General features: G+C 55.1%; 18 protein-coding genes and 3 pseudogenes. 11 read left to right on the top strand and 10 right to left on the bottom strand.

Going from position 1 to position 13,133, the window contains the following annotated elements:
- Window positions 1-107: 107 nt before the first annotated feature.
- Entirely contained in the window at window positions 108-401 is a 294-nt protein-coding gene (locus ACFKSJ_RS03605; RefSeq protein ID WP_440950900.1) for a DUF504 domain-containing protein, read from the top strand.
- A gap of 120 nt (window positions 402-521) precedes the next feature.
- On the opposite strand, the gene ACFKSJ_RS03600 is transcribed toward ACFKSJ_RS03605, so the two are convergent.
- Window positions 522-1,301 (bottom strand): hypothetical protein, encoded by a 780-nt coding sequence (locus tag ACFKSJ_RS03600; RefSeq protein ID WP_440950899.1) that lies wholly within the window; start codon window positions 1,299-1,301, stop codon window positions 522-524.
- A 384-nt stretch (window positions 1,302-1,685) separates the two neighbouring features.
- On the opposite strand from ACFKSJ_RS03600, the gene ACFKSJ_RS03595 reads away from it, so the two are divergent.
- Window positions 1,686-2,162, top strand: a complete 477-nt coding sequence (locus tag ACFKSJ_RS03595; protein ID WP_440950898.1) for a pyridoxamine 5'-phosphate oxidase family protein — start codon at window positions 1,686-1,688, stop codon at window positions 2,160-2,162.
- Between the two features lie 186 nt (window positions 2,163-2,348).
- Window positions 2,349-2,639 (top strand): translation initiation factor eIF-1A, encoded by a 291-nt coding sequence (gene eif1A / locus ACFKSJ_RS03590; protein ID WP_440950897.1) that lies wholly within the window; start codon window positions 2,349-2,351, stop codon window positions 2,637-2,639.
- 180 nt (window positions 2,640-2,819) lie between these two features.
- Here eif1A and ACFKSJ_RS03585 read toward each other — a convergent pair whose 3' ends face one another.
- Together ACFKSJ_RS03585 and ACFKSJ_RS03580 are read right to left on the bottom strand one after the other, a co-directional pair.
- Window positions 2,820-2,993 (bottom strand): hypothetical protein, encoded by a 174-nt coding sequence (locus ACFKSJ_RS03585; protein WP_440950896.1) that lies wholly within the window; start codon window positions 2,991-2,993, stop codon window positions 2,820-2,822.
- 64 nt (window positions 2,994-3,057) lie between these two features.
- On the bottom strand, window positions 3,058-4,494 hold the full coding sequence (locus ACFKSJ_RS03580) for an MFS transporter (protein ID WP_440950895.1): 1,437 nt from the start codon (window positions 4,492-4,494) through the stop codon (window positions 3,058-3,060).
- A gap of 175 nt (window positions 4,495-4,669) precedes the next feature.
- Between ACFKSJ_RS03580 and ACFKSJ_RS03575 the strand changes: the two genes are divergently transcribed.
- Window positions 4,670-5,152 carry a GyrI-like domain-containing protein gene (locus tag ACFKSJ_RS03575; protein WP_440950894.1) on the top strand — a complete coding sequence of 161 codons (483 nt, stop codon included), beginning with the start codon at window positions 4,670-4,672 and terminating at the stop codon, window positions 5,150-5,152.
- A 155-nt stretch (window positions 5,153-5,307) separates the two neighbouring features.
- A complete protein-coding gene (locus tag ACFKSJ_RS03570) occupies window positions 5,308-5,874 on the top strand; it encodes a manganese efflux pump MntP (protein ID WP_440950893.1) in 567 nt (188 codons plus the stop codon).
- A 182-nt stretch (window positions 5,875-6,056) separates the two neighbouring features.
- On the opposite strand, the gene ACFKSJ_RS03565 is transcribed toward ACFKSJ_RS03570, so the two are convergent.
- The 5 genes from ACFKSJ_RS03565 to ACFKSJ_RS03545 all read right to left on the bottom strand — a co-directional run bounded on the left by ACFKSJ_RS03565 (window position 6,057) and on the right by ACFKSJ_RS03545 (window position 8,681).
- Entirely contained in the window at window positions 6,057-6,269 is a 213-nt protein-coding gene (locus ACFKSJ_RS03565) for a type II toxin-antitoxin system HicA family toxin (protein ID WP_440950892.1), read from the bottom strand.
- 83 nt (window positions 6,270-6,352) lie between these two features.
- Window positions 6,353-6,553: a type II toxin-antitoxin system HicB family antitoxin gene (locus ACFKSJ_RS03560; protein WP_440950891.1), complete on the bottom strand. Its 201-nt coding sequence runs from the start codon at window positions 6,551-6,553 to the stop codon at window positions 6,353-6,355.
- A 197-nt stretch (window positions 6,554-6,750) separates the two neighbouring features.
- Window positions 6,751-7,422 (bottom strand): hypothetical protein, encoded by a 672-nt coding sequence (locus ACFKSJ_RS03555; RefSeq protein ID WP_440950890.1) that lies wholly within the window; start codon window positions 7,420-7,422, stop codon window positions 6,751-6,753.
- Window positions 7,423-7,841: 419 nt separating this feature from the next.
- Window positions 7,842-8,198 (bottom strand): hypothetical protein, encoded by a 357-nt coding sequence (locus tag ACFKSJ_RS03550; protein ID WP_440950889.1) that lies wholly within the window; start codon window positions 8,196-8,198, stop codon window positions 7,842-7,844.
- A 150-nt stretch (window positions 8,199-8,348) separates the two neighbouring features.
- A complete protein-coding gene (locus tag ACFKSJ_RS03545) occupies window positions 8,349-8,681 on the bottom strand; it encodes a hypothetical protein (protein WP_440950888.1) in 333 nt (110 codons plus the stop codon).
- A 105-nt stretch (window positions 8,682-8,786) separates the two neighbouring features.
- Between ACFKSJ_RS03545 and ACFKSJ_RS03540 the strand changes: the two genes are divergently transcribed.
- Both ACFKSJ_RS03540 and ACFKSJ_RS03535 read left to right on the top strand, forming a co-directional pair.
- On the top strand, window positions 8,787-9,248 hold the full coding sequence (locus tag ACFKSJ_RS03540) for a hypothetical protein (RefSeq protein ID WP_440950887.1): 462 nt from the start codon (window positions 8,787-8,789) through the stop codon (window positions 9,246-9,248).
- A complete protein-coding gene (locus ACFKSJ_RS03535) occupies window positions 9,208-10,029 on the top strand; it encodes a tyrosine-type recombinase/integrase (protein WP_440950886.1) in 822 nt (273 codons plus the stop codon). Before ACFKSJ_RS03540 ends, ACFKSJ_RS03535 begins: the two co-directional genes overlap by 41 nt.
- Here the strand turns inward: ACFKSJ_RS03535 and ACFKSJ_RS03530 are convergent.
- On the bottom strand, window positions 10,010-10,570 hold the full coding sequence (locus ACFKSJ_RS03530) for a hypothetical protein (RefSeq protein ID WP_440951440.1): 561 nt from the start codon (window positions 10,568-10,570) through the stop codon (window positions 10,010-10,012). The two genes, ACFKSJ_RS03535 and ACFKSJ_RS03530, sit on opposite strands and share 20 nt — an antisense overlap.
- Before the next feature lie 123 nt (window positions 10,571-10,693).
- Window positions 10,694-10,864 (bottom strand): annotated as a pseudogene (locus ACFKSJ_RS03525) (zinc-ribbon domain-containing protein); the annotation flags it as partial.
- A 224-nt stretch (window positions 10,865-11,088) separates the two neighbouring features.
- On the opposite strand from ACFKSJ_RS03525, the pseudogene ACFKSJ_RS03520 reads away from it, so the two are divergent.
- From ACFKSJ_RS03520 to ACFKSJ_RS03505, 4 genes and pseudogenes are all read left to right on the top strand, one after another.
- Window positions 11,089-11,154: pseudogene (locus ACFKSJ_RS03520) on the top strand (zinc ribbon domain-containing protein); the annotation flags it as partial.
- 6 nt (window positions 11,155-11,160) lie between these two features.
- Window positions 11,161-12,423: a 6-bladed beta-propeller gene (locus ACFKSJ_RS03515; RefSeq protein ID WP_440951400.1), complete on the top strand. Its 1,263-nt coding sequence runs from the start codon at window positions 11,161-11,163 to the stop codon at window positions 12,421-12,423.
- Window positions 12,424-12,496: 73 nt separating this feature from the next.
- Window positions 12,497-13,006, top strand: coding sequence for a zinc ribbon domain-containing protein (locus tag ACFKSJ_RS03510; RefSeq protein ID WP_440950885.1), 510 nt, complete (start codon window positions 12,497-12,499; stop codon window positions 13,004-13,006).
- Window positions 12,993-13,133, top strand: a pseudogene (locus ACFKSJ_RS03505) (zinc ribbon domain-containing protein); the annotation flags it as partial. The gene ACFKSJ_RS03510 and the pseudogene ACFKSJ_RS03505, both read left to right, overlap by 14 nt.

The following is a 13,133-nucleotide window of genomic DNA, read 5'->3' as shown; positions in this document are numbered from 1 at the left end:
CTGGATTTGTGCCAGGGAGATCCGATCCCGATCCTGTGACTCTGGAGTCCAGGCCGGTATGCGCATTTTTTTAAACCTCCCCGGACATCATCCTCACCTGCCAGATCATGTTAACCAGCCATACACTCCTGCACCAGTACTGGCACGACCCCCGCTACGACAGAAAAAAAGTCCAGGTCTGGTATATTGACCGGGGTGCACCAAACGACCGGTCCAGCGTGAGCGGCTCCGAGATCACTCTGGAGCCCTATTACCTGAGCATCCAGACCATCTATGGCGAGAAACCCATACCCTATCACCGGATTCTGCTCATCACGTACGACGGGGCAGTTGAATTCGAGAATCAAAAAATTCAGGGATTGGCATACCAACTCATAGAAGAGAACCAGCACAGGCGATAGCCGACCCAGACCACACAAAGGTCGTGATCATCACCGCAGCCCCTAACGATAACATGCGCCGGGTGATGATCTCTCGCACCGATCCAGATCATCAACGGATCATCAGCACCCTCTCGACCGTCAGGCCGGCTTCCTGAAACTCCCGCCGATAGCGCCGCCCAGTGCAGCGGCCGGAAGCCCCATGAACCCCATGATGGCAATGGCGATCGGCCAGAGCCCCGCGGCGAAACCGCCTGTCGCCAGGCTCTGCCATATCATGAATATCGCAATGACTCCGAGTCCGAAGATGCCTGAAAGGAGGCTTGATGCGACTCCCGCACGTGCCCCGCCGCACGACAGGAACCCCGCCACGAAACCGCCGGCGAACGCGAACACCACGAGCAGGGAGAACGGGGTGCCCGGCTCGAGCATCATCGCGGCCCAGAATGCGATGATAAAGAGAGCACCGCCTGCGATCCCGACCCCCTGTCGAAGTTCGGGCGTCCAGCGTCGTGCCCGTTCCATGGAGGCCGGGCGGGGAACAGAGAGGCGAGTCCTGACGGCTGCGCCGAGGGCGCCAGCGATCGCACAGGTTGGGGTGTAGAGGAAGACAAGTGCCAGAGCGACCGGCGCGATCGGAAAGGGAGTGACATACTGTTCCGACGCAGGGGTACCCTGGACGGACAGCACGATCGTCAGTAGAGCCCCGGTGAATATGCCGGCAACCGCGCCGAGCAGGGCGCCTGTTGTCGGCCGAACGGGAGCTGCCAGGCCGGCCACGAACCCTCCCCCGAAGAGGAGGAGCGGCATGCTTGCCCACGCCGGCAGGAGGCCCGCCCCGCTGATGGCGATGATCCCCGCGCTCGTCAGCCAGCCCGCAAGCAGGCCGATGCCAGCTGGCGAAAGAAAACGGTGCGCCATGGAGTGAGCTGATCGGCGCACGGATTATACCTTCCGATACGAGTTGGCAGGATCATGAGCCTGTCCGTTTGGCGTCGCTGAACATCCGTGTTACGACCGAGAGAATGGTGTCGTTCTCCTTTCTCCGGCGTCTCGCATCAGTTCGCCTGTTCCTCCTGTCACCAGCGGACGGACGAGGTCCATGGGGCCGATGATATGGCCGTGGCAGAGGGCAGCTCCGATGATCGAGATCTCCTTCTCCCCCGTCGGGCTCCGGTACCGATCCGGACGGTCCGGGTGGCAAGGAAATCGGCAGGTTCAATGGCGATGACCTCCTGCCGGACTCATCAAACGCCACAATAAATATCCTGGCCGCTGAACTTCTCACTGCATGAAGGTGAGTGGATGAAGGAGATGAAAAGAAAGGAGAAGCAGCTGGGCGCTGATGAGACGGAGCACATTCTGCAGACCGGGGTGTATGGGGTGCTCTCCCTCGCAGATCAGAGAGGAGTCCCCTATGGTGTCCCCCTGAACTATGTCTACCACAATGGAATGATCTATATCCACTGTGCAGCCGAGGGGCTGAAACTGGACCTCCTGAATGAGAACAGTCAGGTCTCGTTCTGCGTTGTCATCGATGTCGCTGTGATCCCTGAGCGATTCAGCACCCACTATTCGAGTGTGATTCTGTCCGGCAGGGCTTCTGAAGTTTTTGAACAGGAGAAGCGAGACGGCCTGGTCGCACTCCTCGTCAAGTACTCGCCTGACTACCTCGAGCAGGGGAACCGGTACCTCGAGAAGGCCTGGGAGAGGACGAGAGTATACAGGATCGATATCGATCACTGCACCGGAAAAGGGAGCCTCAAGCACCAGATCATCTGAGCTGATAGCCTTCTCTCCGGTCCTGGCCCTGACATCTCCTGATCCGGAATACTTTCCTCCAACAGCAGAAAGGGGCTTGCGGATAAATATATATCCCAATAGGTCATTACTATACCACACGGAGTTGAGTACATCCCATATAATAGAACAACAGATACCCCCCAGGAATACAGTCTCGAAGGCGGGGTGAACTCTGCAGGAGTTCAGACAACCCGCGTCAGGTTGCCTAAGCGATGGAATAGAGAGCAATTCGCTTCGGCCGATACCCTGCTCGGGGCAAATCATATCCGGGTCAGATGTATAGATGGTGTCACCCGGATGGGAAGGATCAAAGGAAAGATCAAGAAGAGATCCTGGATACGGGAAGGAGACACGCTGATCGTGGTACCATGGAGTTTCCAGGATGAGAAATGCGATATCCTGTACCGCTACCTGCCTCCGCAGGTCGAGTGGCTCCGTAAGAACCATTACATCTGATCGTTCTTTTTTTTGCAGTGCCGGCCCGGTTGTGGTCATCCGCTCTGGGTCTAAACCATCCATTTCCATCGAGCGTAGCTGCTCGTGCTCGTCACATACTGGTTCACCAGAACAGACGGGTGCCTCAGTCAGTGGAGACTGATTCGGCACCCGTTCACCTGCACGATATTACTGCCGGCCCTATGGTGAGAGGTCGGCTCCAGACCGCATTGCGGCAATATCAGCGGCCGCCTGTGCGAGCGGGCATTCGCTGCTCTCGGTCTGACAGTTGAAACAGGCGGCGTTGACCGCTTCAAGCGAGGTTTTCACCTGTGCGTCCGAGACTTTTGCTCCGGTATACTTCCACGTTGCCATGCTCTTCACCAGGGAGGTGATAGGGATATGCTCAATATAATACTGATCCCTCTCAGTCCAGAGATCAGTGTGTGTTTCCCCTTGCATACGATGCGTAAATCCCTGCGATGCAGAGGATCGTGAAGAGGACGAACGCATAATGAACGCTGGTGATGAACTGCGGGTAGAACGCAGAGGTGATCTCAACACGACCGATCACGATTGCAAAGATCATCGAGGCGATCCCCATCGAGAGCATCTGTCCGAGCAGTCTCATCGTCCCATTCATTCCTGATGCCACCCCGTAGAAACGCTTATCGACGGCGCTCATGATTGCGTTGGTGTTCGGTGAGGAGAAGAGCCCCGCACCGATACCGAGCAGCACCAGGATAGAGAGTATGGACCAGAGCGGTGTGCTCTCGTTGAGGAAGAGACTGAAGAGGCCGAGACCGAGGGCTGTGCATCCCATCCCGATCGAGGCCACCACCCGTGGTTCAATGCGGTCTGAGAGCCAGCCTGCAACTGGTGAGACGATCATCATCATGAACGCCTGGGCGACCAGGATCATGCCGGCGTGTTCGGGGGTGAAGCCCTTGGTGTACTGGAGGTCCAGGCTCAGGAGAAACGTCACGGCAAAGGTCGCACTGTAGTTGATCAGGGCGGCGAGGTTGGAAAAGAGGAAGACTCTGTTCTCGCCAAAGAGGCGCATGTCGAGGACGGGGGTGGGGATCCGCTGCTCGTACCAGATAAAGGCCGAAATCGTGACCAGCCCGGCGACGACCAGCGCCCCGCCGGCGGATGACGGGAGCTGTGAGAATCCGTACATCACCGCCACCAGCCCGACAGCATAGATCAGAGACCCGACCAGGTCGAAGCGTTCACCTCCGCATTCAGCCCATTCGCCTTTCAGTTTCCAGAGGACGAGCAGCACCGCGGTGACGCCGATAGGGACGTTGACGAGAAAGATGGACCGCCAGCCGAAGTACTGGGTCAGCAACCCGCCGAGCGGCGGGCCGAGGGTGAGTCCAAGGTAGACCGACGTGATATAAATCCCGAGCGCCCGGCCGCGCCGCTGCTTTGGGACCACCGAGGTGAGGATCGCGACGGCGGTGCCGAAGATCATCCCACTCCCGGCCCCCTGAAGCACCCGCATCCCGATCAGTGCAGGCGTGGATGGGACCATCGTCATCAGCAGCGAGGCGATGGTGAAGATCGAGAGCCCTGCGAGAAAGACCTTCTTCCTCCCGTGAATGTCTGCGATCTTGCCGAACGGGACGATGACGAGTGCGGAGGCGAGCAGGTATGCGGTTGCAACCCAGGAGAGTGAGACTGCATCCATATGGAACTCACCACTGATGAACGGCAGGGCGATGTTGGTGGCAGAACCATCGAACGGGGTTAGAAATCCGGAGATGATGGCGATGATGAGGACGATCCACTCCTCAGAAAGAAATGATCCCTGAGATCGCGATGGTAGGGGAAGAGGCTTAGTAATATCTGCAGATGGTTCCGGTTCCTTCATCACGATCCCCGTCTCCTGGTGACAATGTAATAACGGTATAATTTAGATTTAATCATTGAAAATCTTCTCTTTTGAATAGAAAGCAGAGATGATCCTGATTGAGGTCAGACCAGTATAAACCAGGAGATCTCCCCCGATCCAGCTCCTTTTTTAACTACTTCTCCGATATGCTGGTATGGAAGAGATCGAGATCATTGACGTTGTGCCACAACAGGTGCTTGGCATGCGGCAGAAGGGGTTTTATCGTGACATTCCCGCGATGCTTGGCGAGATCTATATCTATGGATTATCCCATCAGGCAGTCCTGAGCGGACCGCCGGTCTTCATCTGTCACGAGGGATCGGTCGAGGAGGCCATGATCGCCAACGAGGCAGGGGACGCCGATATGGAGGTCGCCTTCCCGGTCGATGGGCCGGTGGAAGGTGATGGGCCGATAACGACCTATGACCTCCCCGGCGGGAGGATGGCGAGAGTGCAGCATCGGGGGCCGTATGAAGGTTGCGGGCCGACATATACCCGGCTCTTCGCCTGGATCGATGAGCATGGATTCACCATCGCCGGCCCGGTCCGCGAGGTCTACCTGAACGACCCGACTCAGGTGAAGCCGGAGGAGGTGCTGACCGACATCTATGTTCCGGTCTCTCGTGCCGGAGACTGAGGACTCGAAGGGGTCACCCTCCCCATGATGGTGCCGGCCGACCTCGATCTGAGCGATCACGTATCTGATCGGCACCATCCGGTTCGATCGACCGCCATCCATATCCCTTTATCGGGAAAGGATCCACCTGTTTAGCAGATGGATACAGTGATTGAATGGATGCAGTGATTGAATCAGTGCTGATCGGTCTTGGGCTTGCGATGGACTGTTTTGCCGTCACCCTTGCGACCGGGGCCACAGCAAGTATTAACCGATTCAAAACAGCGACCGTCCTTGCGGCGACATTTGGTGTCTTTCAGGGTGGGATGACGATAGGGGGCTGGTTGCTCGGGATCTCCTTCGCCAGTTTTGTGAACAGGTATGCCCCCTGGATCGCCTTTTTACTATTGGCCGGGATCGGGGTGAAGATGTGCATCGAAGGGGTCAGAGGCGATGATGGTGGGGAACGACCGTCGTCACTCCGTGCCGGTGTGGTCATCGGACTTGCCATCGCCACCAGCATCGATGCGCTTGCGGTTGGGATAAGTTACGCACTGCTCGGGGTCGACCCAGTGCTCCCCTCCCTGATCATCGGAGCGATCGCATCCTGCATATCGTTTACAGGGGTCTATGCCGGCATGAGGCTGGCTCCAGTTCTTGGGACCCGTGTGGATATCTTCGGCGGGGTGGTGCTGATAGCGATTGGAGTCAAGGTCCTGGCCGAGCACCTGGCCCTGATCTGAATGGATCCTCCTGGATTGACAGGGGTCATAGCGATCATCTATTCACCCTTTTTTTGAGGTGTCGGCTGCTCTGGGATCCGCCGGCCCATTCGGGTTTACCTCTTTCGTTCATCCCCTATTCCAATGAGTTTGGGGGCCGTTATGTCTGCAGGGGTCCGGCGATAGTTTCAGGGTTCTGGGGGTCAGCGCATCTCAAGGAACCTGCGTGTAGAGATGCCGATGATCCGCAGAATACACTTCAATGTCCTGCGATCCAGTTCATCATACTTTGGAATGATCACCGTGACCAGCCCGGAACTGTCATGTCGTCGCATCTTCAGATGATTCCCCTGCACCCTCACGACCGTGAACCCGATATTTGAGAGGCACTTCTCCATATCCTTTCCGGAGATCACCGGGAGCTTCGAGAGTTTGTCTGTTTTCGACGATTTTACCTGTTTTCCTGTTTTTTCCTGAATCGGTGGTGTGGACTGTTTTGTCACAGCTCCACCTCAATCGATCTGGCACCATCTGGAAGATGCAGGTTCTCTTCAGGTGTGAGGTACAGGGAGATGGCCTCCCTGACATTTGAGAGCGCCTCCTCCTCGGTTCGCCCCTGCGTGATACAGCCCGGAAGTGCTGGGCACTCCATCACGATCCATCCGTCCTCGCCTGATCTGCTGATGATCGTCAGTTTCATTAATTGCCGTCCTCACCTGTTGACTGATTGATCCAGTGATTGGGTCCTGTGGATATATAATTTGAACCGGGGTCTGTACCGGCTGTTGGCCACGGTAGACCTTCTATTCTGATGTTTCTGTGTGCAGCGGTGACAGCTGAGCTCGTACTGGACCTCATCTCTGGAGGCGATCTCTGTCTTGCCGAGAGCCCGTCCACTCAGGAGAGTACTGTCTGAGCGGCATAGGGTACCAGTTCCAGGTGGCTCGAGGTGATCTTCGGGATGACGCTGTCTCCGAGCACTGTTGGATCGGTCTTCAACCCATCGACTCTGCCCCAGATATCGATGAGATCTCCATCGGTAAACCGTGGACCGTTATAGTTCAGATAGAGAATATCCTCATCGTAACGTCCGGATCCGGTGGCGACATGAAAGACATAATCAGTCCCTGAACTTTGAGATTGAATGATTTTCCCCCTGATCTTCACATATTTTCCGATATACTGTTCATTGTATCGAAGGAGATCGTCATAGGTGGCGATCATCGCCGTGGACTTGATCTGATCAACAGTCAGGCTGGATGCAGAGCCTGAAGGCGGGGTAGAGATACAGACTCCGGCTGCGATGACGAGCAGAAAGAGGGCACTCAACATGATGAGAATCTTTCCGCTGGTATGCTGCTTTCTGCAGGACTGGTACTCAAGTGGGGATCCCTGCAGGGGTGAGGATGAGGTGCTCCCATCCCTCTGACCTGGCTGGGCGGGGCACGGTCCGGCGGTGTGCTGTCTGCAGCGAGGACAGAGGTTGTACCGCTCATCGATCAGGGTTCCGCATGAAGAGCAGGGAACCTGATGCGGCCCCCGGTAACACGACTCCGATGACGTGGTCACCTCCAGGTTTTTGGTCTGGGAAATTGTATCTATCGATGGGTAGGAGATGATCTCATGCCGGGTAAGAACTTTTTTGCAGCGATCACAGTACCACGTCAGGGAGTCGATCGGGGCCGCGCAGTAAATACAGTGAGGTACCCCTCTGATATCAGGTTCCATATTTTTATCGTCAGAGGAGTGAATGGGGGAGGATATTTTAAACGTTACGAAACGATCTCACCGACTCCGTACCAGGGGAACAGTGCAATAATCCGCCCGAATCTGGCATGAGCAATGCTTTGCCGGCCATCCCACAATCTGCCAATCACACAGATGTTATTCCACAATGAAGATGATGCTGAACCAGCTGGCTCCACTTTTCAGGTTCAATGGGAAGTCGTTGACTGCATGGGCGGTCAGGAGAATCGCATGGCCGGGTGTCACCATCCCCGGATCAGGAGCGGTCTGATTGCGTACCAGGTTATCAGCACTGCTACGATGATTGTGATTCCAATAAAACCAAAGACCAGCAGTTTGCTCTCAAGGAAGGTCCTGTATAATGCCGGTGATAGCAGAGCGTTGAGCACCAGGGTTGCCAGCCAGTTCAACATCATCCAGACCAGAAAGACGATGATCAGTGAGATGAAATTGATGACACTCTGATCAGCAGCATTCCCCTTTTTCTGTCGTTTTTTTTCGGGTTTTTGAATTGAGAGGAGCCTGTTCATCTCTTCAGGTGGGACCTCAGCATTCTCTGTCTGGTCTGCGTGGTCTGACCCCCTGTCTGTTTGATGCACAATCTCTCATCTGCAGTCAACACGTTTAAAGAGGATCCTTCTGCCCATGATCCGGGTCGACCTCGATGATTTATAACCAGACTTTCTGAAGGCCTGGCATTCCAGTACACATTCAAGCGCGCTGATTCGATAACACAAAACTCGGATTCGCTAGATCGAACTGATCTGTGTTCCCTCTTTCAGGTATACCCTCAGCCGGTTCCTGAACCGGACGGCATCAGGTGTGTCGAAGAGCAATTGTATCCGCTCTGATATGAGCTGCACTCCCTCCGGTAACGACGCGCATGAAACCGTTACCTGGAGAGAACGGTTGGAGAGGACGAACTCCCCGCCCTCCATGACAGCCAGAAACCGGATCGGCTTTGTCAGCTGCACTGTCCGCCCCTGCAGCGTGATCACTCGAAGCACAAGCGAGTACGGCTCGCAGAGGGAGATACCGGGTTCTTTTCCTGCAGTGGATGAGCGCTTCTTTGATCCTTTCATGATCTCACCATGTTCTGTATCTTGGACAGAACAGACTTCCGTATGAGGATTACTTTCACAGTACAAGACTCTTCTTATTTACCTGCCCCTCACGACCAATCATCTATGGGAGAGCGAGAAAGTCGGCAATTTCACTGGACTAACCTTGGGAACGAGAGACTATACAAAAAATACCGTGATCTGGGTGTGATCTCTGAGGACGACGAGGCGCTTATAAAAGAGTACATCGCCGAGCACGAATCGTCGAAAAATATCGGCGGGGATCGGAAGCACAAAATCATCTCCAGTCTGGTCAACTGGGGGCGATTTTTGCATATGCCGTACCGGTCCCTCACTATCACTGAGATCTATGCGGCCATCTCCCGCCTGAAAGAGTATCGGGATCCTAAGAGGGGACTTCCTTATCGGCAGAACACCCTGCATGATTATGTGGTGAGTCTCAAGCCTTTCCTTTACTGGCTCGATGAGAATGGGTACAACTCACTCCCCATAAAAAATCCAGAAGATTCGGCCGCTGAGTATCGACATGGAGTGTACTTCTCCAGATGGGATCCTGACGAAGGATGAGATCGCCCTCCTGGTTGAGAACTGTTTGACCCCCTGGGACAAGGCGCTCACCATGACCCTCTACGAGTCCGGGTGCCGGGTCGGGGAGCTCGCCAGGATGGAGTGGCGGGATCTGGTCTTCGACTGGTGGGGGGTGCGGGTCTACATCCACGACACCAAGGGCCAGCAGACTAGGTATAGTCGACTGGTCAGTGCAGCCGGGCCACTCCTAATCTGGAAGAACAGTTATCCCGGCACGCCGGCCGGAGATGCTCCTGTATTCCTCACCAGGAACCGGCAGCGGATCGTTGATGTGACCGTGAAGGGCGTACTCAGACGGGCTGCTGACCTCGCCGGCATCACCAAGCGGATCTACCCTCACCTGTTCCGGAAATCCCGGGCGATGCACATGGTCGCGGATGGATACCAGGAGAGTGTGATCAAGGCTAGTTTGTGGGGTAACTTGAACACCGAGATGTTCCGCATTTATGTCAAAATGGCCGAGAAGGAGATCGATGCGGAGTTCCTCTCACGGGCCGGCCTGGTGGTGAAAGAAGAGAGTCTGTCCGACGCACTCAAGCCGGTCGTCTGCGCCCGGTGCCACACGCTCAACGGGCCGGGGGTCGACTACTGCTCGAAGTGCGGCCAGGGGCTGAGTGACGAAGCAGTGGCAGAAGAGGGAGAACTCGATGGAGTGACCACTCGACGAGCTAAGGATATGATAGATTACCTGCAAAGATTGATTGACTCGGGGGATCTCCCGCGCCCGAGTGAAGAAAAAGTTATGGAGTCAAGGATGTGATCTGGTACGTGTCTGCGTACGTCTTCCCATCCGGGGTGTGGACGGTTACGATGGTCCACCCATAATGCTCTCCTGCCGGGACCTGCATGGATGAGTAAGGGACCTTAATCCCCCCGCCCATGAACATATTTCCATCCTTCCAGGTGGTGATCTCTCCTGTGCCCTGGAACACGAGTTTGTCCTTAACCTCTTTGAAATCGTTATCCAATTTTGTCGTATAAATCTGGATATCCACTGGAAGGCTGGCACCACTCCATTCTATTGTTTCATCACTACTATCTCTCAGGTCCGGATGAACTGTGATGCCATCATAATTTGCCCCTGAACCCCAATGCGCCTGGATCGTGCTGGCGGAGAGGTGTGTTACTTTGGAAAATTGTGCGGTATTTGCCGATGCATGTGAAACTGTTGCCCCTGCTGCCGCTCCTGAAACGGATGCTGATGCGGGGTGAGCAGTACTCTCACTCCCAGTACTTCCGTAAACAAACGCGGCTATGATAGCACAGATTACAAAGAAGACGACCAGCGCTCCGACCCCCATCAACCCCCATTTAATTACTTTACCTATGCCCCCTCCTGTGGAGGCCGCCGGCGGTTGGCGTGTCGCTCCTTGAGGGGCTGGGGGGATTGGGGACGACTCCCTGGGAGAACCACCTTGGAGATTGGCCCCACACTTCATGCAAAACGAAGAGTCTGCAGAGTTGACAGTCCCACAGACGTGGCAGGGTTTTGCCGGTATTTCTTTCGGGACCGGGGGCGAGTCGACGGTGTTTCTGCAATAAGGACAGATCTTATAGAGGTCCCGGATCTCCTGGCCACAATGAGGACATTTCATGATTGGCAATTGCCATAAGAGATCTTTAATATATCGAAATGATTCTAGAAGGATTGGTTCAATAAAAATTTATTCTGCAGCAGGCTCAAGGTGCATTATTGTGAGGCGGGCCAATCTCTCCAGAATTGGCAAACCCTCCATTGATAGATTTGGGGGCGTTGCCCGAGTAAATTCAGAAGGATTAACGCGATATCGAACGCATCCTCGGTTATGGGGATGGTCGGATGAAGCAGTGCCCAAACTGTGGGGCAGGGGTGCAGGGGGATATGGTCCTATGCCCCTCGTGTGGGATTGATATGCGGAAGGCTGCGGACCGCCTCGGGCGCGATTATTACATCCCGGCGGGAAGGGAGACCCCCCTCGTTATACCTGCCGATGATCCGCCTCTCTTTTCACCTGTATTTGACCGTCAGATCCCCCCTGAAGAAGAGGGAAGTGAACCTTCAGGAACATACCGATATATCCCTGCGAAAAAGGGCCGGCTTCCCACCCTACCCTGCCAACCGGGATCTATGGCCCGCAACAGGTACAAACTTGTTGGGCTTGGGGTGCTTGCCCTGCTCGCCCTGTTAATCTGGGGGGGAATCCAGATCGCTACACCGGCTGAAGAGTATCAGTTGGTCACAAAGTGGGGGCTCTACAGCCCGGTTTCCTCGCAAGTCACAGCCACTTATGCGATCGCAGCTGATGGTGCGGGAAATGTCTATGTGGCCAACGCCTCGAACGAGCGGATCGAGAAGTTCACCTCAGACGGCACCTTTGTCAAGGCGTGGGGCGGAGAACAAACCTACAGAAAAGGGGTATTGGTCACTTGGGGCACAGGTAACGGGCAGTTTAGCCTTCCGCTGGGGATTGCAGTTGACAATGCAGGCGACGTCTACGTTGCAGACACCAATAACAACCGGGTCCAGAAGTTCGATTCAAACGGCACCTTCATCACAACATGGGGTAGTGAAGGCTCAGGAGACGGGCAGTTTATGCGTCCCACGGGGATCACGGTCGACAGCGCAGGGAATGTCTACGTCGTCGACTATAGCACCTGCTTGGTTCAGAAGTTCACGTCCACAGGCTCATTCATAAAGGCATGGGGGGGTCGGGGCTACATTGACGGAACGTTCCAGAAACCCAAAGACATAGCGGCCGACAAATTCGGGAACGTGTATGTCACAGATACGGGACATAGACTGATTCAAAAGTTTAAATATGACGGCACCTTCGTCACGAAGTGGGGTCTCAAGGCGAACTGGGAACTCGATGATGTGGAATACGATGAGAGGTGGGGGCTACCTCCCGATACGGTCGATAAAGCGGCAGGCATGACTGCCACCCCTCTAACGATCGCAGTCGACAACACGGGGAACGTATATGTGACTGACGACTTTGGTTGGGTCCAGAAGTTCACGTCGACCGGCAGCCTCATCACGAAGTGGGATGTCCACGCTTCTTCTCTTTCGGGTTTTGGTTCTGGGCTGGCGGTCGACAACCTGGGGAACGTATATGTGGTCCGGATGGGGGAGCCCTGGCTCCAGAAGTATGCTCTGGCAACCCCGACCGCTTAACCTTTTTTACTTACGAACAAATCGAAGCCTTGAAGATATCAGATGAGAGAATACCTCGCATGGCGATAGCGGTATGAAAAAGTGCCCGAATTGTGGTACACAGGCACGGGATGAATGGACCTTGTGTCCTTCGTGCGGGATAGATCTGCGGAAGGCCGCGGGGATCCTCGGTCGAGATTACTACGTCCCGCTGGAGTCAGAGCCCGTGTTCACCGGTACGGCCGGACCCGCACAACAGGGAATGATTGTTCCCCCTCTGGTCGCAGCAGTCCCGGCCCGACCGGTCCCAGTACCCGGTTACTCCTCAAACGTGTGGTTGATACTTCTCCTGTTCGGGACGATCCTCGCTGCGATTGTCTGGGCGCCGCTGGCATGGATCTGTGTGGTCCTCAGTGGTATCGCGGTTCACGTCGATGCGAAATATCTTCATGCAGGTAATTATCAGAAGGAGACCTTTAGTTCAGTGACCTGGAACCCATTTTCCTGGGCACTCCTGGTTTTTATATGGTGGTTCGTCGGGATGCCCTTTTACTTGTATCGGAGACGTCTGATCTGGGAGACCTATCGGGATGATATCCGATGAACATTTTAACGCGTATTGCAGCAATTCTTCTGGGGCCGTTCTTGGGCCTCTTTGTGGTCGTGTTGCTCCTATGAAACAGTGTCCGAACTGCGGGACTGAAGTCCAAGATGGTTGGATCGCTTGTCCC

Source organism: Methanosphaerula subterraneus, from assembly GCF_052055875.1.
In the GTDB taxonomy this organism is placed as follows: Archaea; Halobacteriota; Methanomicrobia; order Methanomicrobiales; family Methanospirillaceae; genus Methanosphaerula; species Methanosphaerula subterraneus.
The sequence above is the reverse complement of the archived record's forward strand: the minus strand, read 5'-3'. Positions and strand labels throughout refer to the sequence as shown.

Bases quoted from the DNA above. Each gene is read 5' to 3' on its own strand.
- ACFKSJ_RS03530 (WP_440951440.1), bottom strand. From the start codon at position 10,570: ATGGGGGTCGGAGCGCTGGTCGTCTTCTTTGTAATCTGTGCTATCATA.
- ACFKSJ_RS03535 (WP_440950886.1), top strand. From the start codon at position 9,208: ATGGAGTGTACTTCTCCAGATGGGATCCTGACGAAGGATGAGATCGCC.
- ACFKSJ_RS03540 (WP_440950887.1), top strand. From the start codon at position 8,787: ATGGGAGAGCGAGAAAGTCGGCAATTTCACTGGACTAACCTTGGGAAC.
- ACFKSJ_RS03575 (WP_440950894.1), top strand. From the start codon at position 4,670: ATGGAAGAGATCGAGATCATTGACGTTGTGCCACAACAGGTGCTTGGC.
- ACFKSJ_RS03510 (WP_440950885.1), top strand. From the start codon at position 12,497: ATGAAAAAGTGCCCGAATTGTGGTACACAGGCACGGGATGAATGGACC.
- ACFKSJ_RS03605 (WP_440950900.1), top strand. From the start codon at position 108: ATGTTAACCAGCCATACACTCCTGCACCAGTACTGGCACGACCCCCGC.
- ACFKSJ_RS03560 (WP_440950891.1), bottom strand. From the start codon at position 6,553: ATGAAACTGACGATCATCAGCAGATCAGGCGAGGACGGATGGATCGTG.
- ACFKSJ_RS03515 (WP_440951400.1), top strand. From the start codon at position 11,161: ATGCGGAAGGCTGCGGACCGCCTCGGGCGCGATTATTACATCCCGGCG.
- ACFKSJ_RS03600 (WP_440950899.1), bottom strand. From the start codon at position 1,301: ATGGCGCACCGTTTTCTTTCGCCAGCTGGCATCGGCCTGCTTGCGGGC.
- ACFKSJ_RS03545 (WP_440950888.1), bottom strand. From the start codon at position 8,681: ATGAAAGGATCAAAGAAGCGCTCATCCACTGCAGGAAAAGAACCCGGT.
- ACFKSJ_RS03595 (WP_440950898.1), top strand. From the start codon at position 1,686: ATGAAGGAGATGAAAAGAAAGGAGAAGCAGCTGGGCGCTGATGAGACG.
- ACFKSJ_RS03570 (WP_440950893.1), top strand. From the start codon at position 5,308: ATGGATGCAGTGATTGAATCAGTGCTGATCGGTCTTGGGCTTGCGATG.
- ACFKSJ_RS03580 (WP_440950895.1), bottom strand. From the start codon at position 4,494: ATGAAGGAACCGGAACCATCTGCAGATATTACTAAGCCTCTTCCCCTA.
- ACFKSJ_RS03585 (WP_440950896.1), bottom strand. From the start codon at position 2,993: ATGGCAACGTGGAAGTATACCGGAGCAAAAGTCTCGGACGCACAGGTG.